Raw genomic sequence first — 21,454 nt, 5'->3', positions numbered from 1 at the left:
TTGTGTAAAAAAAATATCAAATGAATAACCCACTATTAACTACTTTTGAAACACCTTTTCAAACCCCACCTTTCGATCAAATTCAAACCCAGCATTTTTTACCTGCCATTCAGGAATTAATCGAACGGGCAAAAACCGAAATTGCCCAAATCAAAAGCCAAAGTATTCCTACCTTTCAAAACACTATCGAAGCACTCGATCAGGCGGGAAAAGAGCTTTCGGTCGTTTCGGGGATTTTTTTCAATTTAAATTCAGCAGAGACTTCAGATGAGATCCAAAAATTAGCCCGGGAAATTTCTCCCCTTTTGACAGAATATTCTAATGACATCTTATTGGATCAAGAGCTTTTTCAGCGAGTTTCTCAGGTCTATGATCAAAAGGATTCCCTTTCACTCTCAGAGGAACAAGGGATGCTCTTGGATAAAACCTTCAAATCCTTCGTCAGAAACGGAGCTAAACTCAACCAAAAGGATGCTGAAAAACTTCGTAAGATCGATCAAGAGTTAGCTCAATTATCCCTGAAATTTGGAGAACATGTACTTGCGGAGACTAATCGCTTTGTGCACTTCGTTTCCGATGAATCGGATCTCGAGGGTCTACCCGATGGAATCAAGGAAGCAGCCGCACAAACCGCCGAAGAAAAGGGTAAAGACGGTCAATGGGCCTTTTCACTGGACTATCCTTCATACATTCCTGCGATGACCTATTTGAAGAGCCGACCGCTTCGTAGGCTCCTTTTTCTGGCTTACAATAGCAAATCTTCCAAAGGTGATGAGCTGGATAACAAAGAGGTAATTAAAAATATTTTACGCTTAAAAAATGACCGGGCTAATCTCCTCGGCTATCGGAGTCATGCGGATTTTGTTTTGGAAGAGCGCATGGCAAAAAGTGCGAAATCAGTAATGGATTTTCTGGAAAATCTACTTGAAAAAGCAAAGCCAAAAGCGGAAAAAGAAGTGGCCGAACTGGAAGATTTCGCCAAAAAACTAGATCACATCGACCGTCTTGAAAAATGGGATTTCGCCTATTATTCAGAATTGTTGAAAAAGGAGAAATTTGAGTTAGACGATGAAATTCTACGCCCATATTTTCAACTGGAAAAAGTAATCGATGGCGTATTTCAAACTGCACAAAAATTGTATGGTTTGACCTTCGTCCCCAATCCAAAAATCCCGGTTTATCACAAAGATGTGACAGCTTATGAAGTCCAGGGAGAAAACGGAGAACATATTGCGGTTTTTTACGCCGATTTTTTCCCAAGATCCGGAAAGCGAAACGGAGCATGGATGACTAGCTACAGAAGTCAATATAAACTCGAAAACAAAAACCTGCGGCCTCATGTCTCCATTGTCTGCAATTTTACCAAGCCGACGAAAACTAAGCCGAGTCTATTGACTTTCAATGAGGTCACTACTTTATTTCATGAGTTTGGTCATGCCCTCCACGGGATGCTAGCCAACAGCACCTACCAATCCCTGTCAGGTACCAGCGTTTATTGGGATTTTGTGGAACTCCCTTCCCAAATATTCGAGAACTGGTGTTATGAAAAAGAGTGCTTGGATCTTTTTGCCCAGCACTTCCAAACGGGTGAAAAAATCCCGGCTGAATTGATTGAGAAAATCAAAAAATCTGCAAATTTTCAACAAGGCTATCAAACGGTAAGGCAAATCAGCTTTGGACTGCTGGATATGGCTTATCATAGTCAAAACCCAGAAGAAATTTCCGAAATCGGGGAGTTTGAAAAATCAATTATGCAGAAAACCGAATTGCTTCCCACAGTGCCGGGGACGATGATGAGTACTTCATTTTCTCACATCTTCCAGGGGGGATACGCGGCAGGTTACTATAGTTACAAATGGGCGGAAGTTTTGGATGCGGATGCCTTTGAATTGTTTCAGGAAAAAGGAGTTTTTGATCCAGAAACCGCCCGATCTTTTGCCGCACATGTGCTTTCGGCAGGGGGAACTGTTCATCCAAGTATTCTTTACAAGCGGTTTAGAGGACGTGATCCAAAACCCGACGCCCTCTTAAGAAGGGCCGGATTACTTGTGAAATAGATTAAAAAAGTGCTATTTCCTGTCAGACAACCCCTCCAGCTATGAAAACCGATAAATTAATTTTACCTGCCTATCTCAAAGCATTAGCTGTGATGCTATTGATCATAGTGCTGATTTTTACCCTAATTGTCGCCAAAGGCATTTTGGTGCCATTATTTCTAGGAGGATTTTTCTCTATTCTATTTACGCCGATCAGCAACTGGCTCGAGAAAGGAAAAATCCCGAGAGTAATTTCGACTATCCTCTCCCTTTTGGCAATGATATTAATAGTGGGAGGAATCATCTCTTTCATCATTACTAATTTCGCAGGATTTACGAACGATTTCGACGATGTTTCAGGCAAAATTTCCAATTATGCAACGCAGTTTGATGAATGGAGCCAAAACAGTTTTCAATATGACCCGGAGGTCAGAAAAAAAACCAATACCGAATATATCAAAGGAATTTTAACCGAAAATAGTGGCAGTATTTCTTCCTTTGCACTCAGGACTGTAGGTTCGCTTTCGGGATTGATTTTGATTCCGGTTTTTATGTTTTTTTTCCTGCTTTATCGTGATCATTTGACCAAAATGATGGTCATGGTCTATAAGGAATATGATCCCGAAATGGTAAAAAAACGGATCGGGAATCTCCGTAAAGTCATCCAAAGCTACATCATCGGTGTCGGTAAAGTCATGGTGATCTTGGCTGTTTTAAATATTACCGTTTACCTCGTTTTAGGAATCAAACATGCCATATTTTTTGGCGTGGTAGGTGCTCTCTTGAGTATTATCCCTTATGTGGGACCATTCTTCGGAGTGTTACTCCCTGTGACTTATTCTTTGCTGACCAAAGACAGCTTATTTTACCCTATCGCCATTTTAGGAGCATATCAGCTTATTCAAATGCTAGAAGGTAATGTTTTGACTCCCAAAATCGTAGGCGGAAATGTAAATCTAAACGCTTTTTTAACTTTATTCGGTTTGTTGGTAGGGGGAACAATTTGGGGGATAGCAGGAATGATTCTGGTCATTCCTACTTTGGCAATTTTAAAAGAAATATTTGAGCTAAGTGAATCAACCAAACCGTATGCGCTTTTGTTGGGAGAGGAAAATATGGAATCAAGCGAGGAGGAAAAAAATGATGAATCGAAAAAATCGACCGATTAAGTGGCTGAGTATTATCTTGGTTTTACTGGTATTTTCCTGCGATAGTCTCGAGGACAAAAAAGGGAGGTTTCTGCTCAAGGGAAATGAAAAAATGGATGAGAATGATCCCAAAACAGCCATTGAATTCTATCAAGAAGCCTTGGATTTGGACTCCAGTTATGTCGATGCTTGGTACAATAAAGCCATCGCTCATCTTCAAATCAATCAATTGGAAGAAGCAATAGCGGGTTTTGGTCAGGCAATCCGATATAATCCCTCCTACTCAGAAGCTTATTTTCAGAGAGGATTGGCCTATTTGGACAATGGCGAGTTTTACAAAGCAAGAGAAGAAGCCAATTGGCTGACTAAAAATGATTCTGAAAATTGGAAAGGGTTTTTCTTGGCGGGATTGGTTTTTGAAAAACTCCAGGATTTCCCCAATTCATTGGAGGCTTTTTCCAAAGCAGTGGAATTAGACCCTGAAAACTCTGATTTATTGGTCAATCAGGCGACTATTTATTACTACCAAAAAGACCTGGAAAAAGCCGCTGAGATTTTAGAAACAGCAGAAGAGATCAATCCTTTTGAAGCTAATATTTACAATCTGCGGTCGATGCTGCAATTCGAAGAAGAAAAGTATCAGGAAGCGCTGGAAAGTGTAGAAAAAGCCATTACGCTCAATAATCGACAGCCTTATTATTACAACAATAAAGGGCTGTACTTACTATTTTTGGGACAATTGGAGGAAGGACTTGACCTGATCAATCAAAGCATTAGAATGGACGAATCTAATCTTTACGCACAGCGAAACAAGGGGATTTACTACGTGATGATTGGGGACAAACTCTCGGCTGTGCAATTTTTGCAGGAGCTTTACCGAGATTATCCCGATATGGAACTGGTCAGTGAATATTATCAAAAAGCTCAGGCACTCTGATTTTTCTGATAGATTACCTCTCGGATTTTCTTTAAAAGTTCAGCAGCATCAATCGGCTTAGCCACAAATCCATCAAAACCACAGGCTTCAATTTGTTCCATGATTTCTAATTTGGCTGCAGCTGTCAAGGCTAAAACAGGAGTTTTAGAAAACTCCTTGATTGCTTTGGTTGCCTCAAAACCATCCATTACTGGCATTTGAATATCCATAAGTACACAATCGTAGGTTTTGGATTTCATAGCTTCTACTGCCTCTAGACCATTGGAAACACGCTCAAAAGTATAACCCCACTTTTTAATGATTTTACCTAAAACCAAGGCATTCACATCATTATCCTCAGCCATCAATAAATGAAGCGAAGAAAGGTCCATCGCATTGGCGATTTCTTTTACCGTTCCGTTATTTGAGGAGGTTTTGATTAGATCAAAACTCAATTCAAAATAAAATGTACTTCCCACCCCTTCGGCGGATTCAAGGCCAATTGAGCCACCCATCAGGTTGAGTAACTTTCTGGTAATTGACAAACCCAGTCCCGTACCGCCATATTTGGCACTGAAGGTTGGTTTTACCTGGTCAAAATCGTTGAAAATCCGCTCTTGATGCTCGGGAGCGATTCCTATCCCAGTATCTCTTACTTCAAAATAAACCGTGATTTTATCGTCTGATTGTTCCTTGAGCTTGGCCGTTACGTCGACACTCCCCTCTTTGGTAAACTTCAAGGCATTGGTGATCAAGTTATTCAAAACTTGAGAAAGACGGGTCTTATCTCCTTTAACCTGGGCATCTAGGCCTTGTGAAAGGTGAAGATCCAGCTTATTTTTACTGTCCTTGGCATGAAAAGACAAACCCCTAATCACCTGCTCAACGAGATCTTTTAGGTTAAATGGTGCCTTCTCAATGGTTAATTTTCCCGCCTCGATTTTTTGGAAATCCAACAGATCATTGATCATGATGATCAGATTATCCACAGCGAAATTAATGGTATTCAAGGCTCCCATCTGCTGATCGGTAGGTGTTTCCTGAAGCAAAGAATAAACCGATCCCGAAATCGCATTGAGCGGTGTCCGCAGTTCATGACTGATCATGGATAAGAAATCCGATTTAATCTGACTTGCTTTTTCGGCTGTCTTTCTAGCCTCATCAAGTTTAGCCTCAAATTCCTTCTGCTGACTGATATCTGTCAAATATCCGTACCAAACCATGTCCCCATTGTCGAGACTTTGAGGGCGTGCTGCTCCCAAAATCCAGCGGTAACCCGTCGGGTCGATAGCACTTTTGACTCTAATTTGACATTGCCATGGATCCAATTTTTTGGCTGAAGCCACCGAACTCATGATCAATTGCGGCAGGTCAAGTGGGTGCACTCGAGAAATGGCCATGGATATATCAGAAAAATTAGCAAGCTCGTCTTGTTTCAGCCCCAAGACAGAAGCAATTCCTTTGGATAAAAAGGAAAAATTCATTTTGCCGTTTCCATCCAAAACCAATTGATACAAACCTCCTGGAACTTGCTCGGTCAGATTCATGAGGAAATTACTATTCTCCTCCAGTGTTTTCTCCAGGGAAACCTTTTCGGATACATCTCTAAACGAGAGAAAAATATAAGTTTCATCTTCATCTATAAATCGACTTGCGGCGATCTCCAGAGCATGATTTTGCCCCGATTGACTGAGCAGTTCACTGGAAAAATGTGTGGTACTTTCCTCATTGATAGCTGTTTGTATCCAGGACTTCCACTCGTGACTTGAGGCCAAAAGTGTCTCAATATCCTTTAAATGAGTGAATATTTCGTTTTTCCCCAGTCCAAAAAGTTTTTTTGATTCTGCATTACAGAGGTATATCTGCCCATCCCCTTTTGAAATAATGATCGGTTCCGGTGCATTTAAAATGAGTTTTTCATGAAGAAGACTTTTAGCCTCCAAAGCCCTGATTGGACCCTCATCCCAAATCACTCCTACCCAAACTGATGAATTCTCTTCCTCCGCGTTGATTCGTTGAGCATTTCCCTTTAAATGAACTGACTCAAAATCCAATTCAATCTCCTGAGATCCTGAAGTTCTATCCTTAATCTTCGCTAGAATTTGGGTTTCCAGCTGTTTTTGATTCTGATTTTCGAAGAAATCCTGATCCGAATCATCCCATAAAAATTCACCTGATTCCTCCCGATACTCCCAGGAAATCACCTCACCCAGAGACCCGGCATTTTTCACAAGTTCTTTTCGCTTTTTAAGATTTAATTCGCTTTTTGCTTTTTCGGAAACATCACGGGCTAAAATAAAAAAACGATCTTCTGTGAATTGAACTGAGCAATCGAGGTATTTGTAGCTACCCTGCTTATCGATAAAACGAATTCTGAAAAACCCAAGCTGATCTTCTCCGCCTTTTGATTTCCAAATCGCCCTGATCTGATCCAAATCATCTTCATGAATAAACCCACAAAGAGAGGTATTTTGAAGATAGGCAGGATCATAACCTAAAATTGGAAGCGAGGCATTGTTGACATAAGTAAGGTAATCATGCTGACCCACAGCTATCAAATCCAAAGAGGACTTAAAAAACTGTTGAACATCTTTTTTGGGAGGAAGTCCGTGAATACGAATTTCTTTTCCTTTGTAAAACAAGTAATAGTTTGAGGAATGATCCGTGGGGAGTTCAAGTCTAAACCCATATTCTTTTCCAGCATGAGTCAGAATCAGTTCCTCTTTAAATATGTAGGCATTGATATCCAATCCCAAACCCACGAGAGACTTTTCATTTAAATGTTGACCGATTTGCTCTTCAAAGGCTTCATTTCCATAAAAAATATTGTAGGGGAACGTATCATCCGCAAGAAAAACCATTTCCGATGACTCGTAAATGATCTTTTTAAAAGTACTATTGATACCCCGTTCTTGCATGAATTGATAATTGCGCTATTCTGTCTTGCTTTAGATTTTACAGGATTTTGTCCAACCTGTAATATGATTTCGTAAACATACAGCAATTTGTATTTCATAGCAAGTTTTTTACTTTTCAAATAAATAAAAATGCATAAAAAAATATAGATTAATTCACCAGAAACCATTCCAAAGCCCTCAAAACACATCTAAGGGCATGAAATTCATCATCTTGTAAAAATCCAATAATTAACTTTTTGATTTGGATCAAAAATTATAATAGTATCCGATTTTGGGCCAAAGCCGAGTTCGAAAGCGATTATTGAAAAATCCATCGGTTCGGTAGTCAATCGAATACTCCAATTTTTGATTTTTGGGGTATAGTTTGCCTAGTGTAAAAATCAACCTGTTCTCCAAATTGAATGACCCACCTTTCAGACTGAAAATCGGTTCGCTTGAAATCAAAAAATATGACTCTCCGGGATCAAGCTTTGCACCGCTGAGCGGAATCTCACTGGCTATTCGATAACGAAGCCTCCATTCGACGTTCTGTCCCTTGGTAAACGTTTGATCGGTTCTAAGACGATGTCCGACTTGGAAAGACCGAAGACGATTCAAAAAAGCGTATTGCTGAATAATCCGATTACCATCAGCGCCGTCTTGAAATCGATGAAAAAGTCCAATAGCTGCACTGGTAGAGGCGGTGAGTTTCCAATCGTAAAAACCCATCACGTCAGTTCGGTAATGATCAAACTGAAGCTTATCCCCAATCCGATTATCATACATCACATGTTGATTTTCGACTTTGAAATTGAGCTTGTTTGAGTTTTCAAGCTTTTTGGTCAGAGACAATTCCGGGAAAAAACCCGTGAAGAAAGTCTGTCGATCTTGTCCGAAAACCGATGAAATGCTTAGAAAAAGCAACCCAAGAAATAGAAATCCTCGCATCCTAAAAAATCAAATTATCTGTGATTCTAATCTCTATTTTACGCTTGGTGATGAATGTGCCATCGGCTCCAAATGTTCCCTCCCAAATTTCATCGACCTTATTGGATACTTTTCCCCTGTATTCGATTTCATACCGAACCGTGACGCCCTCTTTCTCATTCTCATCAAAAAAATCTTCTAAATCGTCCTCTTCTCCCGTGTATTGGATTTGGATTTTGCTGATTTTATGTACCTCATAATTGTCAGAAAAATATTGATTGAGATTTTTCTTTACAGAATCGTCTAATTCATCAAAATCCATCTCTATTTCTACATCCTCGATTTTCCCCAAGGAATCAAACTCCACACTGTAATATTTCCCTTCCAGTCTGAATTTAGCCTCATAGGAATACCCATTCAAAGAAAACTCCTGAAACCAATTAGGCTTTTTTGCTTCTTCAAATGCATCATAAAGCCATTCACTAGCCTCAGAGGGCACTAGTTTTTCTTTGATCCCGACCTCCCGCTCGATTTTTACTTCGTTTTGGGCAAAGCCAAATGAGGGCAGAAAAGGGAAAACAAAAATACTGAAAACAACTGTCTTGATAAACCTCATCTTTGATTCCATTAATTGGACAGAAAACGAAAAAAAACCGCAGTCAGTTCTTTGACTACGGTTTTCTATACTTATTCGTATGGATATTAAATTCCTGCCTTGATCAAGTTAAGCGCTGAACCTGCCTTAAACCATCCGATTTGGCCTTCATTATAGGTATGATTGACTTTAATGGTATCCGAACTTCCATCCGCATGATGCAAAACCACCTGAAGTGATTTGCCGGGAGCAAATGAATCCAATCCAATAATATCAATCGAATCATCTTCTAAAACCTTATCGTAATCAAAAGGATCATCAAAAGTCAGCGCCAGCATTCCCTGTTTTTTCAGGTTGGTTTCATGGATTCGGGCAAAAGATTTCACCAAAATCGCTCTAACGCCTAAAAACCGAGGCTCCATTGCCGCATGCTCACGGGAAGACCCTTCCCCGTAATTTTCATCACCGACGACAACTGTCCCGATGCCCATTTGCTTATAATGACGCTGAGTAGCTGGAACCTCTCCATATTCACCGGTCAATTGGTTCTTTACGGAGTTGGTTTTGTCATTAAAGGAGTTGACCGCACCGATCAGCATGTTGTTGGAGATATTGTCCAAATGCCCACGGTATCTCAACCAAGGACCTGCCATAGAAATATGGTCAGTAGTACATTTTCCCTTTGCTTTGATCAATAATTTTAAGCCTTTCAAATCGGCTCCTTCCCATGCAGGGAAAGACTCTAGAAGCTGCAATCGATCAGACTTGGGATCCACAATCACATCTACCACCGATCCATCTTCAGCAGGCGCTAGATATCCAGCATCCTCCACAGCAAAGCCTTTGGTAGGAAGTTCCAAACCTTTGGGTTCATCGAGTTTTACCGATTGTCCGTCTTCATTGAGCAGGGTGTCAGTCAATGGATTAAAGGTCAAATCTCCGGCTATTGCCAGTGCTGTCACAATCTCAGGTGAAGCCACGAAAGCATGAGTATTGGGATTTCCATCAGCACGCTTGGCAAAATTTCGGTTGAAGGAAGTGATGATGGAATTTTTCTCCTGCTTATCCGCACCATGACGAGCCCATTGCCCGATACAAGGTCCACATGCGTTGGCTAAAACTACTCCACCCATTTTACCAAAGGTATCCAAGAATCCATCTCGGTCCACAGTATAGCGAACCTGCTCCGAACCGGGAGTGATGGTATATTCGGACTTGGCAGTCAATTTTTTATCGACAGCCTGTTGGGCCAAAGAGGCTGCTCTGGAAATATCTTCATAGGAGGAATTGGTGCAAGATCCGATCAATCCCACATCCAGTTTTGCCGGCCAACCATTTTCTTTTACTGCTGCCGCAAATTTAGAAATAGGCCAAGCCAAATCCGGAGTAAAAGGTCCGTTGACATGTGGTTCAAGCTCAGAGAGGTTGATTTCGATCACTTGATCGAAGTAATTTTCAGGCTCAGTATACACTTCCGAATCGCCTGTCAGGTGTTCAGCAATTCCATTGGCTAATGTCGCAATATCTGCTCTTCCGGTACCTTCCAGATATGCGGCGGATTTTTCATCATATCCAAAAATCGAAGTAGTCGCCCCGATTTCGGCACCCATATTACAAATGGTTCCTTTTCCAGTTGCAGAAAGGGATCGTGCTCCCTCGCCAAAGTATTCTACTACTGCACCTGTACCGCCTTTTACCGTTAGAATTCCAGCCACTTTCAAAATCACGTCTTTGGCCGAAGTCCAGCCGGACATTTTACCAGTCAGCTTGACACCGATTAATTTCGGAAACTTCAGTTCCCAAGGCAATCCAGCCATCACATCACAAGCATCCGCTCCACCTACACCGATGGCGATCATTCCCAATCCACCGGCATTTGGCGTATGTGAATCCGTTCCGATCATCATTCCGCCCGGAAAAGCATAATTTTCCAACACTACCTGATGGATAATCCCTGCACCCGGCTTCCAAAAACCAATTCCGTATTTGTTAGATACAGAAGCCAAAAAATCATACACTTCACGGTTTTTATCTTTTGCTTTATCCAGATCCTTTACCGCACCTACCTCTGCCTGAATCAGGTGATCACAGTGAACTGTAGAAGGGACCGCCACCCGATCTCTTCCCGCCTGCATAAACTGCAACAAAGCCATCTGAGCAGTAGCATCCTGCATAGCCACACGGTCAGGCTGAAAATCCACATAGGATTTTCCTCGTTCGAAAGCCTGGGAAACTTCTCCCTCGGATAAGTGTGAATAAAGGATTTTTTCGGTCAAGGTCAAGGGTCTGCCTACAGCCTTACGAGCTGCGGCAATACGCTCAGGGAATCGGGCATAGACCGCCTTGATCATTTCTATATCAAAAGCCATTTTATTGGTTTTAGGTGAGTAAAAGATTCAAAATTTTGGTGCAAATATAGAAACTTAGTCCCAATTTCTGTAACCGAACAACCAAGCAAAAGAATGCTTTATCCTTATTTAAAACCGTTTTAGATATCTTCCGAAAGGGCCTAAAAAGAATAATAAATGAAAACAGCTAAATAGGTAAAGCCCGCTAAGAAAAGCCAAAGACCAATTTTGAGTAAATCCTTGGCCTTTACCCCGGTAATCGAGAGTAACGGCAAAGCCCAGAAAGGTTGTAAAAGATTAGAAATCTGATCACCGTAGGAGAAAACCATCACCATTCGAGCTGGAGATAGGCCCAGAGATTGGCTGATCTCCATTAGAAGCGGGCCTTGAACAGCCCACTGCCCTCCTCCTGAAGGCACCAAAAGATTGATCAGGGCAGAAGAAATGAACCCAAAAAGTGGGAAAGTACTGCTATCGGAATTATCGATAAAATAGCCAACGGTCAATTCCAAAAGCCCAGATTGAGTAACCATCCCCAGGATCCCTGCATAAAAAGGGAATTGAATAAATATGTCCACCGAACTTTTCAATCCTTCGGTGATCGCCTCGGTAAATTGAGAAAGTCCGCGATAGGCCATCAAACAGGCCCCAAAAAGCAGATAATTGACTAGGTTAAGATTTAAAAATCCCAGATTCAATTCCGGTTGAGATATCACTTTCCATCCAACCAACAGGATCATTATTCCACCTAAAACAAGTCCAAGATAATTTTCTCCATGATGGTCGACGGGTCTCAGCGGGTGTGAGTAGACGGGCTGTTCATAGTTGACTTTTTTGAAAGACAAAAACCAAAGCGTCAAGAAATACACGACGATTAGGCCTCCAGTAATCCCTAAATTAAAGGAGGAAAAAATCGTCTCAGAAACAGGAATCACTCCAATTTGACCCTGCATGAAATGGCCTACCTCTGCGACCTTCAGCGGTGCTGATCCAGACAGGCCACCATGCCAAACAGCCATTCCTAAATATCCTGCTGAAGCCAACAGTATTGGATTGCTTTCAATTCTTTTTTCTTTCATGGCCAAAAAAACAAATCGAGCCAGTAATGCGCCGATCACTAAACCAAAACCCCAATTAAGCAAACCCGCCAGTATGGTGATGCCTGCGCACATCATTACCGCCTGCAGAGGACTATTGGGAAGAAAGGAAACTTTGCGAAGGAAAGAATGAATGGGTTTGTAAATAGCTAAGGCATAGCCAAAAACCAAAATCATCATCATCTGAAGGGTAAAATCCAGGAGCCCAAAAAATCCTTCTTGCCAAAATACCAGAGACTGCAAAAGCCCCTGACTGATTGACTCCTCTTTTTCGCTTTGAATCAAAGTCGCAAAGATCAAACAAAACAAGGTCAGAAATAAGACCAGACTAAACGGTGAGATTAAAGCAAGTTTGTTTTTTTTTGATCCCAATTTACCCTCCAATTTAGTATGACTTGTGGTTAGATTTATTATCTTCGAATAAGCCAAAATAGATCAAACATTACAAGTAATTCTTTTCAAGAATTATTCAATTTCATGGAATTAGAGATAAACTTTTTATCTGCAGTATTGATTTTTACAAGCCTCCTTGTGGTTGGGATTTCGACTTTTCTCTCAATCAAACTGAATGAGGCTACTCGATGGATAGCGTTGACCATGTTTTTCGCTTCAGTTTGGTCGCTCTTTTATGGACTCGAGTTGGCGAGCAAAACGCTCGAGGACATGTTGTTTTGGATCAAGCTGGAGTATTTGGGAATATCCTTTACACCAGCAGTTTGGATCATTTTCACCCTGCGTTATACTGGGTTTCGAGATTGGAATTCCAAGTGGGTAATTTTACTCACATTTTGTATTCCTGTAATTACCTATTTATTAGTTTTAACCAATGATTTCCACCACTTGCACTACGCCAAGACTTGGTTAGAAGATTCCGGTCCCTTTCCTTTTCTCGGCATTGAGATTGGACCTTGGTACCTGATTCACACGATTTACTCTTACCTAGCTTTTGCCATCGGAACCCTGATACTTTGGAAGCGATTTCAATTTTCGGATCCCCTATTCAAGACTCAAACCCAACTCATCATTGCCGCTGGACTTTTTCCACTCTTTTTCAATTTGATGTATCAGCTCGAAATCATCAAACCTTACGAAGGGATAGACCTTACGCCATTTGCTTTTTTATTTACTTATCTATTGTTGGGATTTGCTATTCTCCAATATAATCTATTCAGCATCAAGCCCATCGCCCACACCAAAATCATGGAGAATATTACCCGAGGGGTCATAGTTTTTAACTCTAAAAATAAAATTATAGAGTACAATCCTGCTTCAAAAAAGTTTTGCGCTAACCCTTCTAAAATAAAAATGGGCGCTCATGTTTCTGAGATTTTTGAGGAAAACCAAAAAATACTGGCATTACTTGAGTCTTTTGAAAAGCAGACGATAACCACTGAATACCAAAAAAGCGGGGAAATTTTTAACATCAAAATAGAATCAATCCCCATTTTGGATAGGAAATCTATCTTAGGTGGTACGATTTTGATTTTTGATGATATCACTCAGGAAATGAAAATCAATCAGCAGCTGAGAGAACAAGCCGATGATCTCAGGCAACTCAACGACCTGAAAGATAAATTTTTCAGCATTATCTCTCATGATTTAAAAGGACCTGTTTTCGGAGTGAAAGAATTGATCGGGATGACAGAAAACGGAATGATCAGTAAGGAAGAATTTATCGAGATGCTACCCGAAGTATCTAGAAATATGGAACAGGTTTCCATTCTTTTGGAAAATCTTTTGGCTTGGGCTAGTTCTCAGATCCGGGGAGAATATGTTGAGCCACAAGAATTTCAGGTTTTACCGCTTCTTGAAAACCAGAAAAAACTTTTGGGTCGTATCGCTGAAGAAAACAAGATCAAAATCGAAATTGACTCGGCAGAGGACCTCCGAATCATTGCCGATAGAAATATGATGGATTTGGTGATTCGTAACTTAGTGAGTAACGCAGTCAAATTCTCAGATCCGGGAGGAATAATAAAAATAAGCGCAAATTCAGGAAAAGATCAAACCGTGCGAATCGAGATCCGGGATTTTGGAGCTGGCATTTCCCAAGAAAATCTCATAAAACTTCGAGATGGGATTTCCTTTACCACCAGAGGATTACATAATGAATCCGGGACGGGGTTAGGGTTGATTTTGGTCAGAGATTACCTCAAGAAAAACAAAGGCCATCTTGAGGTTGAATCCGAGGAAGGAAGTGGAACAGCATTTACGGTCGTTTTGCCTTCTGCCTGATCCACTACTTTAATCCAGCCAAAAAAGCCATCGTATCCACCCCATCGGCATAATCCCATACTTCCGGTCGCTGTGCCGCTCCAAAAGGAACCGCTCCCGACCAAACTTGCGGATTAGCCACGATACATTGAATCTTGTCTTGATGAGTATCCAATTGATTTTTTAAAGAATCCAGATTTTCATAAAAGCTGTAGTATAGCACCGATATGGGTGAAACAAGCTCCGAACTTTGTTTCAAAATCAAGAAGCCATTATCCAGATGAGGCTCACCATTGACTAGATAAATCGACTTATTATAATCGTAATTATTATGGTATTTGTGATGGTTAGCCATATCCTGATATACCTCCAGACTATCCAACAATCGAATCAGCTGGTCCTCATCTTTTACAAAAATCTTGGAAACATTTCGACAGCCCAATCCAAAATATTGGAACACATCCTTTCCAAAATTTCTTAATTCATCCTCCGATTCGGAGCCATCAAAAATCCCCACTGAAGTTCTATTCTGCCGGATAATGGCGGGATATTTCCCAAAATAATATGAAAAATACCTTGCAGAGTTATCCGATCCGGTGGCGATGTAGGCATCTTTTGCTTTGAGCATCTCGGAGATTTCTATTCTTTTGTCAAATTCCGGCTGAATCTCAATGAGACGGGTAATCACCCACTTCATCAAAACCTCATCACTGCTGCTTAATTTTACATGAGCATAATGTCCGGAGATCAGCACAGTCATCAGGTCATGAAAACCCACCAAGGGAATATTTCCAGCCATAAGAACCCCCACTTTTTTGGGGGCTATATTTTCGACCAAAGGATAAGCAGCAAGCCAAGTCCTTAATTTTTCTTCCTTCAGCAAAAATGCGATCCCCTCCATCGCGTCCTCACAATTGGTTTGGGTAAACCAATTATTTCTGTTTTCAGCTTGCGAAAAAAGCAATTCTTTTTGTTTGGCTGTTAGGTTGCGAATGAGTTCGCCTAGTTGAATAAAAGCTTGAATTCGTGTTTCGACTGTCATAATGGGGGCAAATTTACCTAAAATGATACGAACAAGGCCAAGAATTAATTTAAATTAGTTAGTATGACAACTTTTTATTGGCAGAGTCTTGGAAGCTTCTTACTTTTGAAATCAAATAGTTTGAGATATGGCAATAATGATCACTGACGAATGCATCAACTGTGGTGCATGCGAACCGGAATGCCCAAATACGGCAATTTATGAAGGAGGAGTAGAATGGACTTGGGGAGGTGGAACTTCACTCAAAGAAGTAACACTCGAAGACGGAACGGTCGTAAGCGCAACTGAAAAGCAGACTCCTGTATCCGATGAATTTTATTATATCGTCACCGAAAAATGTACAGAATGTAACGGATTTCACGAGGAGCCCCAATGTGCTGCCGTATGTCCGGTAGACTGCTGTGTAGATGATCCTGAACATCCAGAAACTGAGGACCAATTACTTGAAAAAAAGGCCTTTCTTCATGGGGAGTAATCACAACTCCCCCGTTTGAATAACCATCGTTCATTTCTGATTTTAAACCACTTATACCAGTTTTATTACATTTTCTTGAAAAAAATCAAATTTTGGTTTGAAAACAAGAAATGAATTATGTTATCTTAGTTTGAATTTAATACCCCAGCACAACCCTAAACTAATACGCATTGTGGAAGATAGAAGAGGCTATGACAGAGATGAGATATTCTCCAAAAAAGTAAAAGCAGGAAAGCGAACTTATTTTTTTGACATTAAAACCACCCGTTCAAACGATTACTACCTGACCATCACGGAGAGTAAGCGTAAAATCAACGGTGATAATTTTAGCTACGAAAAACATAAGATTTTCTTGTATAAAGAAGATTTTCTGAAATTCGTGGATGCACTTAATGAATCCGTGGATCATGTCCGGACAGAGTTATTGCCAGATTATGATTTTGAGCAATTTGACAATGAGGATTCCGAAGATGAATACAAAGATGAATTAAAATGGGAATGATCAAGTCCATTTAAATTTGAAAGATAGAAGATTAATATAGTATTTTAGAGGAGGTCAATCGGCCTCCTTTTCTATTGGATATGCAGCGATTCTTTATTTACATTTTCCTTTTCATTTTATTCTTCCTGCTATTCGGCTGGTACTTTTCCAATATTACCTCCTATCTCATATTGTCTTTGATCCTAGCAGCCTTGCTGAGGCCGCTGACCAATCGGCTCAATGATTTTCATCTTTTGGGACAGCATATTCCACGATGGCTTGCGATTTTAATTTCTTATTCCTCAATCATCTTACTTTTGGTCACGCTGAGTCTCCTATTTTTCCCCTTGATCAATAATCAAATCCAGATTTTGAGCGATTTGGACCTAAATACCATCTATCAGCAGATTCAAATCCCTATTTCAAATTTTGAACAAACCCTGATCAATTATCAACTTCTGGATTCCCAGCCGGGATTTTTATTCGAAGAATTTAGAAGAAATATCATCGACGCAATTTCAGGCTTTGATGTGGGTACTTTTATCGGGACGGTGATTGATACGACAAGCTCTCTTGCAATCGGATTAATGGCAATTGCATTCATCACCTTCTTCCTGCTTTTTGAAAATGGGATTTTGAGAAGAAATCTACTCAACCTGATTCCCAACCCATATTTTGAATTATCCGTGGCCACCTTTACGAAGGTCGAAAAACTACTTTCCAACTACCTATCCGGACTCCTGCTTCAGATGCTGGCCATTTTTACTCTTGCCAGTATAGGACTTAGCCTAATGGGAATTGAGTATGCGCTGACCATCGCCTTATTTGCTGCAGTAGCTAATTTGATTCCATACGCGGGCCCTATTCTTGGTGCTGGCTTTGGGATAATCGTCGGTGTATCCACGGGGACTTTTGTAGAATCAAGCGATATCACCTACCTCCTACTGAAAATTTTGGCGGTATTCGGAGTAGTTCAGCTTACCGATAATATCTTGTTGCAGCCGTTGATTTTTTCGAAAACTGTAAAAGCGCATCCCCTTGAAATTTTTGTTATTATCTTTGCCGGGGCAAAAATCGCCGGCATCATCGGGATGATCTTCGCCATACCGGTTTATACCATTTTTAGAGTTTCCATTTTGGAATTCTTTAAAGGGTACAAATCCTATCGAATCTTTAAAATTAAATCAACGAATTAAATGGCCTTACAATGTGGCATTGTTGGACTACCCAACGTGGGCAAGTCTACCTTGTTTAATGCGCTTTCATCTGCCAAAGCTGAAGCGGCAAACTTTCCTTTCTGTACGATCGAACCCAATGTAGGAGTCGTGACCGTTCCCGATAAGCGTTTGAAAATCCTCGCAGACCTCGTAAATCCTCATCGAATCTTGCCTACCGTGATTGAGTTTGTGGATATCGCAGGATTGGTCAAGGGTGCCAGCAAAGGAGAAGGACTGGGAAATAAGTTTTTGGCAAACATTCGGGAAGTCGATGCCATTATTCATGTCATTCGTTGCTTTGAAGACGATAATATTGTCCATGTCGCGGGAGGAGTTGATCCTATTTTTGATAAAGAAGTAATCGACACTGAGCTCCAACTAAAAGATCTGGAATCTGTCGAAAAGAAAATTCAACGTATCGAAAAAGTCGCCAAATCTGGAGACGCCAAAGCTAAAAAAGACCTCGAAATTCTCAATCAATTCAAAACAGGATTGACTTCCGGACTGAACGCCCGTGCCATAGAAATAGAAAAAGAAGATCTGGAAGCCGTCCGTGATTTGCATTTGTTGACGATCAAGCCAGTCCTCTATGTCGCCAATGTGGACGAATCAAGTATTTTGACCGGCAATAAACATGTAGAGACGCTGCGAAATAAAGTGGCCGAAGAAAATGCAGATGTTATTGTGCTTTGCGCTGCAATCGAAAGCCAAATTGCCGAGTTTGATGACCCTGAGGAGAAAGCCATGTTTCTTTCAGAATATGGATTGGACGAAAGCGGCTTGAATAAGTTGATAGCCGGCGCCTATTCCCTCCTCGACTTGATCACCTATTTTACAGCCGGAGTGCAGGAAGTACGCGCTTGGACGATCAAAAAAGGCTGGAAAGCCCCTCAGGCCGCCGGTGTCATCCACACGGATTTTGAGCGGGGATTCATCAAAGCTGAAGTAATAAAATTACCAGATTACCAACAATTTAAGACAGAGGCAGGTTGTAGAGAAAATGGTAAAATTGCAATTGAAGGAAAAGAATACATCGTCAAAGACGGCGATATCATGCATTTTAGATTCAATGTTTGATAATTATTCAAAAATAATTGTACTTTTGCTATTGCTTATTCACCCAAAATTACGTATCGTATTTTGATTTAATTGATGTCTCATTTTATTTTTAAAAAACCGTGAGAGTTAGACTAATATTTTCACTAAAAAACAAAGGCTCATACTTGCCTTTTCACCACCAGTATATCCTGGCGCAATTTCTGAAGGGATTGATCGTCAAAGGAGGTCGTGAAGAATTCTTCAACTACAATTACTTTAACTTCTCTGGACTTAAGGGTCAAACCAAAGTCAGCAGAAGTGGATTGCACTACTATTCCAGTTTAGTTACCCTGGTCCTTTCTTCTCAAAGTGAGGACTTCATGGATTACTTGTTGGAGCAAGTTTTTGCCACCCCAAAGATTGAGTTAGGAAATCTTATCCTTTCCCCTGAGTATACTGAAATTGAAATTGAGCCTGAATTAGAAACTTCAAACAAATTTGTTTGTATTTCTCCCCTCGTGCTAATCACCCCTGCATTCAACGAGGAAATCGGCAAAAGATTCATTAGCCCTGATAGCGATGAATTCTCAGATCTATTGTACGAATCTACTCTGACTCGTATGGAGCGTTCCGGCTGGTACACCCCCGAGCAAATGGAATCCTTCTATAAGTTTCAGGTCGTGCCGGACATGGTCTATGTCAACAAACTGAAAGAGCAGCAAAAGAAATTTGCCAGAATCTACGCAGTCTATGACATGGACGTGAAATACGAAGTAAGAGGCTATACCCTGCCTTTCACCTTGTATGCCGCTCCAGAAGTACAGGATTTCGTATTCAAATGCGGTTTGGGAGCATTTACTCACAAAGGCTTTGGGATGCTGGACTTAGCTAATCACCCTTCTGGAAACAGAACCACCGCTTACAAATTTAAACGTGAAGGTTTTGTCCCTTACAGACCAACCGAAAGAGTGAGACAAAACGTCGCTCCAGAGGAGGCTGAAGGCGGAGCAAGCACCGAGGAAAGCAATTCTGAAGATTAAAAAAAATCCCCTTGAGTCATTTCAAGGGGATTTTTTAATTTAGAACTTTTCCTTTTAATAGGCTTATTAATCCCCTTTCCCTCCAAATCGGACCTTGAAGGACGCGCCATAAAAACTGGGATTGTCACCAAAACCCGTAAACTGATTTACAGGAAGGTGGTAGAACGGCATTAGAATATAAGCGGTCTTTTTGGACTGCATGACTCGTAAATTCACTCCAAAATTCATCGTAGCCAATGGATAAAACTTGCCCTCAGGAGGAGAAGCCAACTGCTGAGTCTGAACTACAGATTCGCTCCGAAGCTGAAAACTATTGCTCAGCAAAGCATCTTGACCCGATACCGGAACCTGCCTGGTAAAGGATGATTCCAATTCGGAGACTTGATTGAGCGAAATAAAATTAGAAAATCCAGCCTGAAGCGAAATTGACTCGTTGGTCGTGATCGGATATTGGAAATATACCGGAATATCCAGTTGAGTTTGCCTAACCAAAAGCTGCTCCTGAACCGGAGACATACTCGAAGCAAAGGCTACATTCGGTGGGGTTTGAATCTGATTTTCCTGATTAAAGACATTAATACCAAGGCCCGAACCCACCGTTAACTTTCCCGGTAAATCCATCGCGACCAAGAAACCCATTCCCAAGGACGAATTGGCCGAAGCAATCCCGTTTTGCTCCGATGCACCAAAGCCTGGACTTACTCCTAGTCCTAAGGTTAAATTACTTTTGTCAGGCAGAATCGGGGGAAAATCAAATTCCTCCCGTTTTGCATCAGATTCTATCGCCATCCCATTGTCAGCCAATACCTGGGAAAATTCCAAGATGAAGGAATTGAAATCCAGCAATGGATCCCTCGAATTCATTAAAAGTGGCTCATTGAATTGTCGGGTATTTTTCTTATTCAATTTTTGATTTTGGGATTCGCTCCCTGGCTCAGATTGGGCAAAGAAACCAGAATTGGCTTGTTCGATTTTTCCTGAGTTGTCTTTTTGATCTGATTTTAGCAGCCTATTATTTTTTTCATCATCCTCATTTTGAGATTCTGAGAGGGTTTCATTCGAGGGGGAGGAAAATTGGTCCTCAGCGCTACCCTCAATGGTGGATGATTCCTCGGAAGTACTTAATTCTGACTCTTGAGAATTGTCCTCATGGGACGCGATCACTTGATCAGAAACCTGCTCCCTAGGCTCCATATCCGACAAATACACGGAAAGCCCAATCGCCCCGATCAAAACCGAAGCGGCTATTCCGGAAATCCACCAGATTTTCATGGGATTGGATTTGGCTTTTCTCTTTTGCTGAAAAGCCTCCCAAGCTCCAAGGTCAAAAGGCTGATGCTCGGTCTCTTGGGACTGCTTCAGCTTTTGAGCGATTAACTTACTGATTTTATCTTCCTGCATATTCGTTCAGGTGAAATTGTACTAAATCCCGAAGTTTGGACTTGGCACGTGCCAAATAAACTCGGGATGAACTCTCGGTAATCTTCATTTCTTCGGCGATTTCCCGATGACTATACCCCTCCACTTCGTAGAGGTTAAAGACCAATTTTTGGTCCGGGGGGAGCAGATGAATCAATTTGAGCAAATCTTCATAGGCCATTTGTGACAAGGCTCCCACTTCGTGAAAGATTTCCACTTGATCATTAATATCACGTTGATCCTGAAAGCGCTTATTTTTCCGATAGAAATCAATAGCCGTATTAACTGTAATTCTGCGCAGCCAGGATTTTACAGACTGAAACTCTTCAAAGCTCTTGATCGATGAGAAGAATTTGAGAAAGCTGTCATTGACGATTTCCTGAGCCAAGTCCCGGTCTTTGGCATAAGACAAACTGATTCCCATGACATAGCCATAGTATCGCTTAAAAAAAACTTCTTCATGCTTTGCTGATTTTCGTTTGCAACCGACAATCAGCTCTTCATCAGACCAGTCCAAGTGCTTCAATTCAAGGTTTTTGGGGAAATATTACTATTCAAACGGTA

General features: G+C 41.0%; 17 protein-coding genes. 9 read left to right on the top strand and 8 right to left on the bottom strand.

Annotation, left to right across the window (positions count from 1 at the left end; all coding sequences use genetic code 11):
* Positions 1–20: 20 nt before the first annotated feature.
* The 3 genes from BM043_RS10150 to BM043_RS10140 are packed head-to-tail and all read left to right on the top strand — an operon-like array spanning position 21 to position 4,121.
* The gene (locus tag BM043_RS10150; RefSeq protein ID WP_092791277.1) at positions 21–2,057 is read left to right on the top strand and encodes a M3 family metallopeptidase; all 2,037 of its coding nucleotides are present in this window, start codon (positions 21–23) and stop codon (positions 2,055–2,057) included.
* Between the two features lie 41 nt (positions 2,058–2,098).
* Complete coding sequence (locus BM043_RS10145) at positions 2,099–3,205, top strand: AI-2E family transporter (protein ID WP_092791275.1); 1,107 nt, start codon at positions 2,099–2,101, stop codon at positions 3,203–3,205.
* Positions 3,177–4,121, top strand: a complete 945-nt coding sequence (locus BM043_RS10140; protein WP_245753014.1) for a tetratricopeptide repeat protein — start codon at positions 3,177–3,179, stop codon at positions 4,119–4,121. Before BM043_RS10145 ends, BM043_RS10140 begins: the two co-directional genes overlap by 29 nt.
* Here the strand turns inward: BM043_RS10140 and BM043_RS10135 are convergent.
* From BM043_RS10135 to BM043_RS10115, 5 genes are all read right to left on the bottom strand, one after another.
* On the bottom strand, positions 4,109–7,018 hold the full coding sequence (locus tag BM043_RS10135) for an ATP-binding protein (RefSeq protein WP_092791271.1): 2,910 nt from the start codon (positions 7,016–7,018) through the stop codon (positions 4,109–4,111). The genes BM043_RS10140 and BM043_RS10135 overlap by 13 nt on opposite strands.
* Before the next feature lie 246 nt (positions 7,019–7,264).
* Positions 7,265–7,945 carry a DUF2490 domain-containing protein gene (locus BM043_RS10130; protein WP_092791269.1) on the bottom strand — a complete coding sequence of 227 codons (681 nt, stop codon included), beginning with the start codon at positions 7,943–7,945 and terminating at the stop codon, positions 7,265–7,267.
* Between the two features lies 1 nt (position 7,946).
* Positions 7,947–8,540 (bottom strand): hypothetical protein, encoded by a 594-nt coding sequence (locus tag BM043_RS10125; protein WP_143189510.1) that lies wholly within the window; start codon positions 8,538–8,540, stop codon positions 7,947–7,949.
* Between the two features lie 86 nt (positions 8,541–8,626).
* Positions 8,627–10,888, bottom strand: a complete 2,262-nt coding sequence (locus tag BM043_RS10120) for an aconitate hydratase (protein ID WP_092791265.1) — start codon at positions 10,886–10,888, stop codon at positions 8,627–8,629.
* A 140-nt stretch (positions 10,889–11,028) separates the two neighbouring features.
* The gene (locus tag BM043_RS10115; protein ID WP_143189509.1) at positions 11,029–12,336 is read right to left on the bottom strand and encodes a TIGR00366 family protein; all 1,308 of its coding nucleotides are present in this window, start codon (positions 12,334–12,336) and stop codon (positions 11,029–11,031) included.
* A gap of 105 nt (positions 12,337–12,441) precedes the next feature.
* Between BM043_RS10115 and BM043_RS10110 the strand changes: the two genes are divergently transcribed.
* On the top strand, positions 12,442–14,199 hold the full coding sequence (locus BM043_RS10110; RefSeq protein ID WP_092791261.1) for a sensor histidine kinase: 1,758 nt from the start codon (positions 12,442–12,444) through the stop codon (positions 14,197–14,199).
* Positions 14,200–14,203: 4 nt separating this feature from the next.
* On the opposite strand, the gene BM043_RS10105 is transcribed toward BM043_RS10110, so the two are convergent.
* A complete protein-coding gene (locus tag BM043_RS10105) occupies positions 14,204–15,220 on the bottom strand; it encodes an acyl-CoA reductase (protein WP_092791259.1) in 1,017 nt (338 codons plus the stop codon).
* Positions 15,221–15,347: 127 nt separating this feature from the next.
* Between BM043_RS10105 and BM043_RS10100 the strand changes: the two genes are divergently transcribed.
* The 5 genes from BM043_RS10100 to cas6 all read left to right on the top strand — a co-directional run bounded on the left by BM043_RS10100 (position 15,348) and on the right by cas6 (position 19,471).
* Positions 15,348–15,695 carry a 4Fe-4S binding protein gene (locus BM043_RS10100; protein WP_092791258.1) on the top strand — a complete coding sequence of 116 codons (348 nt, stop codon included), beginning with the start codon at positions 15,348–15,350 and terminating at the stop codon, positions 15,693–15,695.
* Positions 15,696–15,867: 172 nt separating this feature from the next.
* Complete coding sequence (locus BM043_RS10095) at positions 15,868–16,197, top strand: DUF3276 family protein (protein WP_092791257.1); 330 nt, start codon at positions 15,868–15,870, stop codon at positions 16,195–16,197.
* A gap of 80 nt (positions 16,198–16,277) precedes the next feature.
* Positions 16,278–17,372, top strand: coding sequence for an AI-2E family transporter (locus BM043_RS10090; RefSeq protein ID WP_092791256.1), 1,095 nt, complete (start codon positions 16,278–16,280; stop codon positions 17,370–17,372).
* On the top strand, positions 17,373–18,470 hold the full coding sequence (gene ychF, locus BM043_RS10085; RefSeq protein ID WP_092791255.1) for a redox-regulated ATPase YchF: 1,098 nt from the start codon (positions 17,373–17,375) through the stop codon (positions 18,468–18,470). It begins immediately after the preceding gene.
* A 101-nt stretch (positions 18,471–18,571) separates the two neighbouring features.
* The gene (gene cas6 / locus BM043_RS10080; protein WP_092791254.1) at positions 18,572–19,471 is read left to right on the top strand and encodes a CRISPR-associated endoribonuclease Cas6; all 900 of its coding nucleotides are present in this window, start codon (positions 18,572–18,574) and stop codon (positions 19,469–19,471) included.
* A 66-nt stretch (positions 19,472–19,537) separates the two neighbouring features.
* On the opposite strand, the gene BM043_RS10075 is transcribed toward cas6, so the two are convergent.
* Both BM043_RS10075 and BM043_RS10070 read right to left on the bottom strand, forming a co-directional pair.
* Positions 19,538–20,872, bottom strand: coding sequence for a hypothetical protein (locus BM043_RS10075; RefSeq protein ID WP_092791253.1), 1,335 nt, complete (start codon positions 20,870–20,872; stop codon positions 19,538–19,540).
* Complete coding sequence (locus BM043_RS10070) at positions 20,859–21,416, bottom strand: RNA polymerase sigma factor (RefSeq protein ID WP_218144144.1); 558 nt, start codon at positions 21,414–21,416, stop codon at positions 20,859–20,861. The genes BM043_RS10075 and BM043_RS10070 overlap by 14 nt, the downstream gene beginning before the upstream one ends.
* Positions 21,417–21,454 lie beyond the last annotated feature (38 nt).

The sequence above is a fragment of the Algoriphagus hitonicola genome (assembly GCF_900113375.1).
GTDB classification, from domain to species: domain Bacteria; phylum Bacteroidota; class Bacteroidia; order Cytophagales; family Cyclobacteriaceae; genus Algoriphagus; species Algoriphagus hitonicola.
This window is presented reverse-complemented; position numbering and strand designations above follow the sequence as displayed.

Excerpts from the sequence above, each read along its gene's own strand:
- BM043_RS10145 (WP_092791275.1), top strand. The coding sequence starts at position 2,099 with ATGAAAACCGATAAATTAATTTTACCTGCCTATCTCAAAGCATTAGCT.
- ychF (WP_092791255.1), top strand. The coding sequence starts at position 17,373 with ATGGCCTTACAATGTGGCATTGTTGGACTACCCAACGTGGGCAAGTCT.
- BM043_RS10135 (WP_092791271.1), bottom strand. The coding sequence starts at position 7,018 with ATGCAAGAACGGGGTATCAATAGTACTTTTAAAAAGATCATTTACGAG.
- BM043_RS10090 (WP_092791256.1), top strand. The coding sequence starts at position 16,278 with ATGCAGCGATTCTTTATTTACATTTTCCTTTTCATTTTATTCTTCCTG.
- BM043_RS10110 (WP_092791261.1), top strand. The coding sequence starts at position 12,442 with ATGGAATTAGAGATAAACTTTTTATCTGCAGTATTGATTTTTACAAGC.
- BM043_RS10100 (WP_092791258.1), top strand. The coding sequence starts at position 15,348 with ATGGCAATAATGATCACTGACGAATGCATCAACTGTGGTGCATGCGAA.
- BM043_RS10125 (WP_143189510.1), bottom strand. The coding sequence starts at position 8,540 with ATGAGGTTTATCAAGACAGTTGTTTTCAGTATTTTTGTTTTCCCTTTT.
- BM043_RS10140 (WP_245753014.1), top strand. The coding sequence starts at position 3,177 with ATGATGAATCGAAAAAATCGACCGATTAAGTGGCTGAGTATTATCTTG.
- BM043_RS10150 (WP_092791277.1), top strand. The coding sequence starts at position 21 with ATGAATAACCCACTATTAACTACTTTTGAAACACCTTTTCAAACCCCA.
- BM043_RS10120 (WP_092791265.1), bottom strand. The coding sequence starts at position 10,888 with ATGGCTTTTGATATAGAAATGATCAAGGCGGTCTATGCCCGATTCCCT.
- BM043_RS10130 (WP_092791269.1), bottom strand. The coding sequence starts at position 7,945 with ATGCGAGGATTTCTATTTCTTGGGTTGCTTTTTCTAAGCATTTCATCG.
- BM043_RS10075 (WP_092791253.1), bottom strand. The coding sequence starts at position 20,872 with ATGCAGGAAGATAAAATCAGTAAGTTAATCGCTCAAAAGCTGAAGCAG.
- BM043_RS10105 (WP_092791259.1), bottom strand. The coding sequence starts at position 15,220 with ATGACAGTCGAAACACGAATTCAAGCTTTTATTCAACTAGGCGAACTC.